General features: G+C 39.4%; 13 protein-coding genes. 4 read left to right on the forward strand and 9 right to left on the reverse strand.

What is annotated here, in order from left to right:
- From rplD to ACLTU0_RS07870, 4 genes are all read right to left on the reverse strand, one after another.
- Window positions 1-241 (reverse strand): 50S ribosomal protein L4 (gene rplD / locus ACLTU0_RS07855; protein ID WP_412321942.1); only part of this gene is annotated, 241 nt, incomplete at its 3' end.
- A 28-nt stretch (window positions 242-269) separates the two neighbouring features.
- On the reverse strand, window positions 270-896 hold the full coding sequence (gene rplC, locus ACLTU0_RS07860) for a 50S ribosomal protein L3 (RefSeq protein ID WP_412321944.1): 627 nt from the start codon (window positions 894-896) through the stop codon (window positions 270-272).
- Between the two features lie 97 nt (window positions 897-993).
- Complete coding sequence (rpsJ, locus tag ACLTU0_RS07865) at window positions 994-1,308, reverse strand: 30S ribosomal protein S10 (RefSeq protein WP_022231068.1); 315 nt, start codon at window positions 1,306-1,308, stop codon at window positions 994-996.
- A 486-nt stretch (window positions 1,309-1,794) separates the two neighbouring features.
- Window positions 1,795-2,202, reverse strand: coding sequence for a DUF4830 domain-containing protein (locus tag ACLTU0_RS07870; RefSeq protein WP_022231067.1), 408 nt, complete (start codon window positions 2,200-2,202; stop codon window positions 1,795-1,797).
- 134 nt (window positions 2,203-2,336) lie between these two features.
- On the opposite strand from ACLTU0_RS07870, the gene ACLTU0_RS07875 reads away from it, so the two are divergent.
- Entirely contained in the window at window positions 2,337-2,543 is a 207-nt protein-coding gene (locus tag ACLTU0_RS07875; protein ID WP_412321946.1) for a DUF378 domain-containing protein, read from the forward strand.
- Window positions 2,544-2,605: 62 nt separating this feature from the next.
- Here the strand turns inward: ACLTU0_RS07875 and ACLTU0_RS07880 are convergent, their stop codons facing one another.
- The 4 genes from ACLTU0_RS07880 to ACLTU0_RS07895 form a co-directional block, all read right to left on the reverse strand.
- On the reverse strand, window positions 2,606-3,154 hold the full coding sequence (locus ACLTU0_RS07880; protein WP_412293600.1) for an AAA family ATPase: 549 nt from the start codon (window positions 3,152-3,154) through the stop codon (window positions 2,606-2,608).
- A gap of 68 nt (window positions 3,155-3,222) precedes the next feature.
- Window positions 3,223-4,746 (reverse strand): cellulase family glycosylhydrolase, encoded by a 1,524-nt coding sequence (locus ACLTU0_RS07885; RefSeq protein ID WP_147514169.1) that lies wholly within the window; start codon window positions 4,744-4,746, stop codon window positions 3,223-3,225.
- Between the two features lie 73 nt (window positions 4,747-4,819).
- Window positions 4,820-6,232 (reverse strand): UxaA family hydrolase, encoded by a 1,413-nt coding sequence (locus ACLTU0_RS07890; RefSeq protein WP_412321947.1) that lies wholly within the window; start codon window positions 6,230-6,232, stop codon window positions 4,820-4,822.
- 2 nt (window positions 6,233-6,234) lie between these two features.
- Window positions 6,235-7,602, reverse strand: a complete 1,368-nt coding sequence (locus tag ACLTU0_RS07895; RefSeq protein WP_412321948.1) for a tagaturonate reductase — start codon at window positions 7,600-7,602, stop codon at window positions 6,235-6,237.
- Window positions 7,603-7,831: 229 nt separating this feature from the next.
- Here ACLTU0_RS07895 and secG point away from each other — a divergent pair, with 229 nt between their 5' ends.
- On the forward strand, window positions 7,832-8,074 hold the full coding sequence (secG, locus tag ACLTU0_RS07900) for a preprotein translocase subunit SecG (protein WP_022231061.1): 243 nt from the start codon (window positions 7,832-7,834) through the stop codon (window positions 8,072-8,074).
- A gap of 42 nt (window positions 8,075-8,116) precedes the next feature.
- On the opposite strand, the gene ACLTU0_RS07905 is transcribed toward secG, so the two are convergent.
- On the reverse strand, window positions 8,117-8,686 hold the full coding sequence (locus ACLTU0_RS07905; protein WP_337599835.1) for a nitroreductase family protein: 570 nt from the start codon (window positions 8,684-8,686) through the stop codon (window positions 8,117-8,119).
- A gap of 153 nt (window positions 8,687-8,839) precedes the next feature.
- Here ACLTU0_RS07905 and ACLTU0_RS07910 point away from each other — a divergent pair, with 153 nt between their 5' ends.
- Together ACLTU0_RS07910 and ACLTU0_RS07915 are read left to right on the forward strand one after the other, a co-directional pair.
- Window positions 8,840-10,198, forward strand: coding sequence for an aminotransferase class I/II-fold pyridoxal phosphate-dependent enzyme (locus ACLTU0_RS07910; protein WP_412321950.1), 1,359 nt, complete (start codon window positions 8,840-8,842; stop codon window positions 10,196-10,198).
- Window positions 10,191-11,823 (forward strand): AAA family ATPase (locus ACLTU0_RS07915; RefSeq protein ID WP_412321952.1); only part of this gene is annotated, 1,633 nt, incomplete at its 3' end. The genes ACLTU0_RS07910 and ACLTU0_RS07915, both read left to right, overlap by 8 nt.

Raw genomic sequence — 11,823 nt, forward strand, 5'->3', positions numbered from 1 at the left:
GAGCACGGATACTACCTTGTCTTGCACGACCTGTACCCTTTTGTCTCCAAGGCTTAATACCGCCGCCACGAACTTCTGTACGTGTCTTTGTAGACTGTGTGCCTTGTCTTTGGTTTGCAAGATAGTTAACAACTACCTGATGCAAAACTGATTTATTCACTTCAGCAGCAAAGATAGTGTCTGATACTTCCATATCGCCTGTCTTTGTGCCTTCCATGTTATATAAAGCCACTTTAGCCATTATATTTCCTCCTTTCCAATAACCTCGATTATGCCTTTACGCTGTTTCTGATTGTAACAAGTCCGCCCTTGTTTCCCGGAATTGCACCTTTTACAAGGATTAAATTCTGTTCAGCGTCGATTTTAACAACCTCAAGATTCTGGACTGTAACTTTTTGAACACCCATGTGTCCCGGAAGTACCTTACCCTTGAAAACTCGTCCAGGGTTTGAGCACATACCCATTGAACCGGAAACTCTCTTTGATTTTGAACCGTGAGTCATAGGACCTCTGTGTAGACCGTGTTTCATAGGACCAGCAAAGCCTTTACCCTTTGAAATACCGCTTACGTCTACTTTGTCTCCGGCTGCGAAAATGTCAACCTTAATTTCGTCACCAACATTCAGACTTTCGCAATCATCAAGTCTGAACTCTCTGACATACTTTTTGTTTGCAGTGTCTGCCTTTTTGAAATGACCTAATTGCGGTTTGTTAAGGTGCTTTTCTTTAACGTCACCAAAACCAACCTGTACAGCTTCGTAGCCGTCTGTTTCAACAGTCTTCTTCTGTGTAACTACGCATGGGCCTGCCATAACAACAGTTACAGGAATAACTACTCCGCCTTCGCCAAAGATTTGAGTCATACCAATCTTTGTACCCAAAATTGCTTTTTCCATTGATTTTTCCTCCTTAACAGTTATTGGTTTCCGCAAAAGCTATCGGAAACTTGACCTGCATCATAGCCGCATAGGCTACTGCACTTTATAGACGATCTTACTTCTGGATTACGTCGATATCCACTCCAGCAGGAAGATCAATTTTGATTAGTGATTCCATAGTCTTAGCACCCGGAACAACTATATCAATCAATCTTTTGTGAGTTCTTCTTTCGAACTGCTCACGAGAATCCTTATACTTATGAACCGCTCTTAGGATTGTGATAACTTCCTTATCTGTAGGAAGCGGAATAGGACCTGAAACTTTAGCACCTGTTCTCTTTGCAATCTCAACAATCTTTTCAGCACTCTGATCAAGTACAACGTGGTCATAAGCCTTAAGCTTGATTCTGATTTTCTGGTTTGCTGCCATACTTTTCCCTCCTCGAATTGTTATTGTGTTGTAATCTGCACGACAGCGCTTAAAGAAAATGGCACACACCGCCGGGTGTTTCGCATCACCCTTATAAAAAAACCCGAACCTCATATTGTAGAGTTCGGGCAAAGTTAGCCAATTTCGCCGCATACTTATCCTGTCTTATGCCGTCAAAAGACCGCACTTTTCCTAAGTATACATTGACTGCCGCCCGGTTTCATGAATCGGACTCACTCCACAGAAAAACCGACGTTAAATCGCCGCAACCTCCCGCTTCATCGTTTGTCAGTACCTATATGCTTTCGCATACTTTAGTCACAACACTGTTATTATACACTATAACAGCCGTTTTGGCAAGCTTTTTTGTATAAAAAAATCATTAAATTTTATACAAATTTAATGATTTTGCGAATATTTTTTTGTATACTTTTACACGTATAATTTTTGGTATTATTACAAAACTTAATAATTTGTAATCAAATTTTAACGAAGTGAATCGTCAAAGTTCAAAGAATGTATAAATCCGCGGATACTTACGGTCATTATATCACCGCCGACAGGTTCGTTATTTATGCAGATTACATTCGCCCTGACTTCTTCGCCGACATCTTTCGGATAATTTTCTACTATATATGTATATCTCACGCCTTTCATACCCATATACGGTCTTAAATCAAGTCCGGCCTTTAATTGAATATCATTATAATTTTCATACACGCGGTCAAAAGGTTTCGGAATTATAATATCCTCCTTTTCGACAGATTTTGTCCTCACTTCCCAACCATATCCTTTCAAAAACACAATATTGTTCGTATCGGTTTCACCGCTGGCAAAAAGCACAAACATCAATGTAGTTACTATTATTATAACAACAGAAATAAAATACATCATAGCTTTTCTCCCCATCTTCTCACCCCATATATAATATGAAGTTTTTTATGAAGTTATTACCACGTTTAAAATTTCACTTCTTTGTTTACACTAAAAACAACAATATAAACCAATTCAAAAGGAGTGTAAGTATTATGAACAATACTGCTTTAATCATAACAATTATCGGTGCGGTAAACTGGCTGCTTGTCGGACTTTTCAAATTTGACCTTGTTGCGTCAATCTTCGGCGGTCAAACCGCAATCATAAGCAGAATTATTTATGTTATTGTAGGTCTTGCAGGTCTATGGTGCATAACTCTTTTATTCTGCAATCAAGGTACAGAGCATAGCAAAGCATAAAATATAACATTTAAAAAGCGGTGCTGTTATTTTAGCACCGCTTTTTTGGAGGATTTATCAAATCAATCTATTTTCGTTTTTATATAGTTTTTGATTATATCAATAACCTTTTCTTTTTTCAATCCGGCTGTATTAAGACATATATCGTAATGCACAGCCTCGGACCAGTTCAAACCGGTATTATGCTGATAATAATCACCTCTTGTCTTGTTCATCGAATGAATAAGACTTTTTGCATCTTCGGGATTAAGCTCATACAATCTTATTACACGACGCATACAATCTCTGATTGGTGCGTAAAGATAAATCTTAACGACATTATCCATATCCCGAAGCACATAATCGGCACATCGTCCGACTATAACGCACGATTCTTTTTCGGCAATTTCGCGAATTGTTTTAGACTGTTGTTTAAACAATTCGTCAGCCTCTTCAAGAGATGCATTATGAATACTTTCATCATCGCCGGAATCCAAATCACTCTCAACTCCTTGTGACATTTCAAAAATCTCACGACCGTAATATTTTATTCCGAGTTCTTTCGCAAGCAATTTACCGATTTCCTTACCGCCGCTGCCGTAAGTTCTCGCAATCGTAACAACGTATTTCATAAATTCCACCCCTCTCTTTCGTGCTTATGTATTATATATACCACCAAATTAAGAGTTTAAACATTTTTTCAGAAATTTTTAAAAACAAATTTTCCGCTTTCGGTAAGTTCGTCCTCACTTATTCCGTCATTCACATTCGCACCGTTCACCAGTGCGGCAGATGATTCATTTTTATCGCAAAGCGACCAATTCGCCCAACTTATTCCGCGTTCATTCATAAAGTCAATCCACCTTTGCGCCTCGTCAAGATAAACACCTCCGTTTCCGTCAGCCGCACTTGTACCCCACTCGCTCACAAACACAGGCAAACCGCAGTCGGCTATACGTTGTCTTAGCCAATCGGTGTGAGTTCCCGCGTAAAAATGGCATGTGTACATTATATTTTCGGCATTAATCGGATTTTTTGCAGCCTCATGCAAATCCTGACTCCATGTCGGACTTCCTACTAATATAATAGCGTTTGTATTTGCACGTATAACAGGTATCACCGTTTCGGCATACGGTTTTACATTATCGTTCCAAGTCACATTGCCGTTCGGCTCATTACATATTTCATAAAGCACAGCATTGCTGTCCTTATATCTCTCCGACATTTCGCCAAAGAAATCAACCGCATCATCAATATGTTGCATAGGGTTTCCGTCCGACAGTATATGCCAGTCGATTATTACATACATATCCTGACGTATCGCACTGTCAACCGCATTTATAAGTGTATCTTTTACAGACGGATTGCTTATATATCCACCCTCATCGGTATACATTGCACATCTGAACAAGTTTGCACCGTAATCAGCAGTTGCTTTAACAGCATTTTCGGCCGCGAAATTACCAAACCATTGCAAACCGTGTGACGACATACCGTGAAGCACGACAGGCTCGTTGTTTTCATTCATAAGTTGCGTACCGTCAACGTGCAACGCACCGTTTTCACTTACACCGCCTTTTCTTGTCGTTTGCGGTTTTGGTTGCTCCGTCACAGTCGGCTCATAAGGTTTTAAATCACCTTTCATACTCGCCGCACGCATAATTATAGCACAAGCCTCAGCTCTTGTAATTGATGACTTCGGGTTTAAATTGCCCTTGTCGTCACCGTATACAATGCCTTTGCAGTAAGCCGCAATCATACTGTCATAATATCGTCCGTCAAGCTGTGCAAAATCAGATACAGACGAACTCACTCTGTTGTAATCACCGCGTTCGTCTTTAAAAAATGCATTCATAACAATTTTAACCGCCAACTGTCTTGTTATCGGCTCGTCATATGTTTGTGCCGTAGGCGGTATCTCGTCCCAATCGAACAAACCTTTTGTAAGTGCCGTTTGCACCATACCGTCTGCCCAATGATTGTTTTGCTTTGCACTCTCTTGAAGCCCCGCAATTCTGCCGACTATCGATACAAGCTCCGCTTTTGTAACAGTTCCGTCAGGTCTGAACGTTCCGTCCTCATAACCGCTTAAATATCCTTGGTTTGTCATATCGGTTACATTGTCATAATACCAGCTTCCGCTCTGTACATCAGAAAACGCACACGCATTGACGCAAAATATCATCATAACAAGTGCCGTCAGTATAAAAATTTTTCTTTTCATAATCTCACCCCTTTTTGTTCAGTTTATCACATTTTCGTCATTTAGTCAAAAAAAGAGCGGCACAGCCACTCTTTCATAATACAACTCCGTCTTTGAAAATTGAAATTTCCTTATAACCGTTTTTCTCATTATTCGTTTGTTTGCCGTTTGCAACTTCTATAACATATTCAAAAAGTTCATCGGTCAAATCCGCACCGTTTATAATCTCACCTGCATTAAAATCAATCCAATGTGGTTTTCTTTTTGCAAGGTTTGTATTCGTCGCAATTTTCACAGTCGGCACAGGCGCACCCACAGGTGTACCGCGTCCTGTTGAAAACAGTATCAAATGACAACCCGACGCGGTAAGGTTTGTTACCGCAACAATATCGTTACCCGGTCCGGTAAGCAGATTAAGTCCTTTTCTTGTAACACTTCCGCCGATTTCAATAACGTCCTCAACGTCTGCACTGCCCGACTTCTGCACGCAACCGAGCGACTTATCTTCAAGCGTGGTTATACCGCCTTTTTTATTACCCGGTGACGGGTTTTCATAAACGACTTGATTATGACTTGTGAAATAATCCTTGAAATCATTTATAAGCGAAACCGTCTTATCAAAAACTTCTTCATTAACACATCTGTTCATCAAAATCGTTTCCGCACCGAACATTTCAGGCACTTCCGTAAGCACCGTACTTCCGCCCTTGCTTATAAGCTTATCGGAAAATCTCCCTATAAGCGGATTTGCGGTAAGTCCGGAAAAGCCGTCACTGCCGCCGCACTTCAAACCGACAACAAGCTCCGACACATCACATTCTTCACGTTTTTGATTTTTCGCATATTCGGCAAGCTCGCCTATAAGACGCAACCCCTCACCGATTTCATCATCAAAATCCTGCGTACTCATAAATTTAACTCTGTTTTCGTCAACTTCACCAAGAACTGTTTTAAATACGGAAATATTATTATTTTCACAGCCTAATCCCAGCACAAGCACACCTGTCGCATTAGGGTGATTGACAAGACCTTTAAGCACGTTTTGAGTCATTTTCTGGTCATCGCCAAGCTGAGAACAGCCGAACGGATGCACATAATTAAACACACCGTCACACATATCGCCGTACAGCTTATCAGCCTCTCTTGCAAGTATTTCGGACGTCTTGTTCACGCAACCGACAGTGTTCACAATCCAAATTTCATTTCTTATACCGACTTTGCCGTCTGCACGTCTGTAACCCATAAAAGTGCGTTTTTCCGTTTTCGGTATTTCGTTTCTTTGCGGTTCGTATTTGTATTCAAGCACACCGCTTAAATTCGTTTTAATGTTATGCGTATGTACATGGTCGCCTTTTTTTATGTCCTCTGTCGCATGACCGATAGGATAACCGTATTTAATTATATTTTCGCCTTTTTTTATATCGTTAAGGGCAATTTTATGACCGCTCAATTCGCCCTCAAGCATAACGGCTACGTTATCCTTTTCATTAATTTTTATCTGTTTCATTTTCAGTCAACTACCTTTTCCATAGCCTTTCTTATACCGTTCTTTTCGATTTCGTCAAGATGTTTTTGTACAGTCGGAAGTAAGAATGACAAATCTTCACCCCAATATTCCGTCTTTTTAAGAATATCTTCCGCACTTGCCGTTTTCATAAATTCCATTACCGCTTTATCATCATTCGCCGCGTCTGTTCTGTAAAATGCGATAAGTGCCGCAAGTGAAAATACAAGTCGTTTCGGCTCACAATTCTTTTCCTTAATATATTCAAGCACGCTCGGAAGCACACGCACTTTGTATTTTGAAACGGAATTAAGAGCAATACTCAAAAGATAATGCTTGATGAACGGATTTTTAAATCTTTCGATTACGTCATTTGCGAACTGTTCAAGTTCGTTTTTAGGCAAATCAAGAGTCGGAATAATTTCTTCAAAAATACCCTGTTTCATAAATGAAAATACAAGTTCATCGTCCATTGCGTCCTTGACTGTTTCGAGGCCGGCAAGATGTGCCGCAAGCACTGTCATTGTATGCGCACCGTTCAAAATACGCACCTTACGTTTCTTGTACGGTGTAACATCGTCTGTCCAAAGTACATTAAGACCGATTTTATGGAACGGTATTTCCTCCGCAAGTTTCTTATCACCCTCTATTACCCACAAATGAAAAATCTCCGCAGTGTCAATCATATCGTCAAGATAACCGTATGACTGCTCCATTTCCTTTGCATTATCTCGCGGATAACCTGTAACTATTCTGTCCACAAGTGTATTTGTAAAATGGTTTTCGGTTTCAATCCACTTCTCAAATTCACTGCCGTAACCCCAATCCTCGCTGTACTTTAAAATACATTCCTTTAGATTGTCACCGTTTTTGTCAATCAATTCGCATGGAAGAAGTATAAAACCTTTTAGTCCCTCGTCAAATCTTTTCTTCATAAACAAAGTAAGTCTGCCCGGAAAAGTAAGTCCGTTAAAATCATCGGGATTTTGGTTAGGCTTGTACTCGATACCTGCCTCTGTAGTATTTGAAACGATAAAACGTAAGTCGGGATTTTTTGCACATTCAAAAAATTCATCTGTATTTGTATACGGATTGATACCTCTTGTCACACAATCAACAATTCTTGTTTCCTCAACCTTTTCGCCTTTTAAAAGTCCTCTTAAATACAAGCTGTATCGTCCGTCCTGCGCATTTAACTTATCAACAAGTCCGCCCGTAAGCGGCTGAACTATTGTCACACCGTAATCTCCGCCGTTTTCCTTGTTAAGTTTGTCTATCATCCAATCCACAAATCCTCTCAGGAAATTGCCCTCACCGAATTGAAGTACACGTTCCGTAAGTGTGTTTTTTTCCGTTCTCTTTAATCTTTCCATTACAAAATTCCTCCGTAATATTAATTATAATAATATTATACATCAATTTAAGTACAGTTACCATCAGTTTTTTGCTATTATCAGAAATTTTTTATCATATTTTGCTCAAAAGCATTAAAAACAAAACTGATTTACAAAAAGGCAAAAAAAGTATTGCAAATTTTAGAATTTGTGATATAATAGATAAGTATTTAATGATTTACTTTAGAAGAAAAAGGAGGTTTATATAATGCAAACTCTATTTTTGGTATTACATTTGATAGTATCTGTTATACTTATATTTGTAGTTATGGCTCAGGAAGGTAAGGATCCGGGTATGAGAGGTATTCAAGGTGCATCTTCTGATATGGGCGATTCATTCTTTAAAAAGAACGGCGGAACTACTAAGGAAGCAATGTTCATTAAGCTTACAACAACTATTGCAATTCTTTTCCTTATAACAACAACAGTTCTTGTTATTTTAGGCGCATAATCAAGTAAATTCAAAGGGACATCAAGTGATGTCCCTTTTGTTTTATTTTATAAGTATTTCTTCAAGCGAACGTTTCGGAACATTTATAACTCCGTTTTCGTCCTCATAATATTTAACGTCATTATCTTTCATATCCACGATTTTGCTTTCCTGTTTCGGATAGCCTACCGCAAGCAAATATACAACATTAAGATTTTCATCCAACTCCAAAAGTTTTTTTATTTCATCGCGCTGTATAGCCCCAAGCCAGCAAGTGCCAAGTCCCATTTCAACCGCCTCAAGCATCATTGTTGTTACTGCCGCGCCTGCCTCAACTTCATACATTTTATTTGATTTAATACTGCTGTCGCCAAGTACCGCTATATATGCCGCAGGGCGTTCATTCTCTTTCGGTGCACCGTCTGCAAGATAGCCTGCCCACTTTGTCATTGGGTATATTTTTTGAAGCGTTTTGCTGTTGTTTACAATCATAAATTTAAGCGGCTGAACATTCGCGCCGTATGCCGCAACTCTTGCACAGTCCACAAGTTTCACAAGATTATCTTCACTGACTGCCTTTTGTTCAAACTTTCTTATCGTTCTTCTTTTCATTATCGCATCATATACATTCATAATTTATCTGTCCTTTCCAAAAATAACTATTGTTATTGAACCTGTCACTATTATATCATATTCTTTTGCGTTTTTCAATTTTGTATTCCATATTACTTTACATATACGCAAAAATTTTATATAATAATAGGAAACAAATAAGGAGATGTGTCTATGTCAGCACCACTGTATGAGCATTTGCTTGCATACTCAAAACAAAACAGAATATCATTTGCAATGCCCGGTCACAAAAACGGCAGAGGATTAAAAAAAGATTTACTGTCCCTTGATGTAACGGAACTTTCCGCAACGGAAAATCTTATCCACCCCGGTGAGTATGTTTTAAAAGCACAAGAGCTTTTGTCAAACCTTTACGGCAGCGACAAAAGCTACATACTCACAGGCGGTTCAACATCTGCAATTCAGTCTATGATATGTGCAAGTGTAAAGCCCGGCGGCACACTGCTTTCGGCAGGCGACTGCCATATGAGCGTTATAAACACTTGTGCTTTACTCGGTATCAATTTAAAATTGTTTCCGAAAGAAATAGACAGCAGTTTTAGTGTCCCCAAAGGTACAGGGACACTAAAAGAATATTTAACGGACGACATTGATGCGGTTATAATTACATCACCGAATTACTACGGAATATGTTCCGACATTAAAAACACAGCCGAAGAATGTCACGCAAAAAATATTCCTTTACTTGTTGACGAGGCGCACGGAGCGCACTTTATCGCAAGCAATTTATTTCCGCAAACCGCAGTAAAATATGCAGACGCAGTATGCCAAAGTGCTCACAAAACGCTTAATGCAATGAACGGAAGTTCGTATCTTCACATAAACGGCGATTTAATCGATAGAAAACGTCTTGAAAAATCGCTTTATATGTTTCAATCGTCAAGTCCGTCATACGTCATCGCGTCATCGGCGGACATTGCAAGAGATGAATTAACCGACGGTGCAATGTGGGAGAAAACATATGATATGTGCAAATCATTTAAAGAAAAAATCACCGATACAGGTATCAAAGTTCTTGAAAATGACGATATGACAAGGCTTGTGCTGAATTTTTCAAATTTGGATATTACAGGCTTTGACGTTGATGACATACTTTCAAATAACGGCATAGACATTGAAATGGCTGATTTATTCAACATAGTTTTAATTGTTACGCCGTCAAACACGCAATCGGATATGGACGCGCTTTTTGATGAGCTTATCAAAATTACAAACAATACACCTCAAGCAAAAAGCACATTAAATCTGACTTTCCCACCGATTTGCAAAGAAAAACTGTTTCCGCAAAAAGCATTTTTCTCAAATCAAAGGGACACTAAATTACAGAATTCAATCGGACATATTTCTTGCAGTACGGTTGTACCTTATCCGCCCGGAGTACCGGTTATATACACAGGCGAAACTATCAGAAAAGAACAGATTGATTACATAGAATACCTTGAAACAAAAGGCGCAGAAATCACAGGAATTTCAAACGGCACAATAGCCGTATCGGAGCAAAATAATGAGTGAAATTATTACAGTAACAGGCACAGTTGAAGAAATTATATATTCCAATCCCGACAACGGTTATTCTGTTGTCGGAATCGACAGCGTTGAAGAAGGACAATTCACCGCAACGGGATATATGCCGTTTATAACGGAGGGTGAAAGCGTTGCCCTGTCGGGTAATTGGACAACTCACCCCGATTACGGCGAACAATTCAAAGCGGAATATTATGAAACAGTTATGCCGTCGGACGAGGAGTCTATTATTAAATATTTAAGTTCGGGAATAATAAGCGGTATACGCGAGGCTACCGCAAAAAAACTTGTCGACCATTTCGGACTGGACGTATTTCAAATAATGCTTACCCAGCCGTCAAAACTTGCCGAAATCAAAGGAATAAGCAAAGAAAAAGCGAAGAAAATAGGCGAACAATTTGCAGAAATACAGTCTATGCAAAATATCGTTATGTTCCTTCAACAGTACGGAATTTCCGCAACTACCGCAGTAAAAGTACACAATTCTCTCGGTGCAAATTCGGTTGAACTCATAAAGAAAAATCCGTATATCCTTTCTGATATGGTTGACGGCATTTCTTTTAAAACATCGGACACAATAGCCTTTAATATGGGATTGCCTAAAAACAGCATTATGCGTATACGTTCGGGAATTATACATATTTTACGCAGTGCCGCATATACAAGCGGTCATGTATATATGCCGAAAGATGTATTAATCGAGCATACCGTCTACACATTAAAAGTCACCGATGACGAAGTAATTGCGGCTGTTTCCGAATTGCTTTCTTCAAAAGAGCTGTTCCAAGATAAAGTTGACGGAATTGACGCATACTATCTTTACAGCTATTATGAGTCTGAATATTACATTGCACGCCGACTTATTGCAATGTCGCAAAACACGCAAAAATTCACAATGACCGAAGAAAAAGCAGAAAAAGCCATTGACGCGCTTGAAGCAAAAACAAATTTATACCTTGCCGCCGAGCAGCGCAATGCCGTTGTCACCGCACTTTCGGCAGGTTGTATGATTCTTACCGGCGGTCCGGGAACAGGTAAAACAACAACAATAAACACAATAATAAAGCTTTTGGAAGATTTAAAGCTTTCAATCGCACTTGCCGCGCCGACAGGGCGCGCCGCAAAGCGAATGAGCCAAGTTACGGGTTACGAGGCAAAGACAATACACCGTCTTTTATGCACTCAACGGTCTTCTGAGGGTTACAGTATTTTTACGCACAACGAAGAAAATCCACTGCCGTATGACGTTATAATTCTTGACGAAGTCAGTATGATTGACGTAAATCTTATGTCGTCATTTTTAAAAGCGGTCAAAACAGGTGCAAGAATTATCCTTTCGGGTGATGCGGACCAACTGCCGTCAGTCGGACCGGGAAACATCATTCACGATATAATCGAAAGTAAAACAATACCGGTAATTCAGCTTAACAAAATTTTCAGGCAAGCCGAAGAAAGTCTTATAATCGTAAACGCACACAAAATTAATCACGGAGAACTTCCCGATTTATCGGTAAAATCAAGCGATTTCTTCTTTTTAAGAAGAAAAACACCGCAGGACAGTGCTTTTACAGTGATGGATTTATTCAAAAACAGACTGCCGAAAAGCTATAATG

The organism is Hominilimicola sp. (assembly GCF_046972485.1).
In the GTDB taxonomy this organism is placed as follows: Bacteria; Bacillota; Clostridia; order UBA1381; family UBA1381; genus Hominilimicola; species Hominilimicola fabiformis.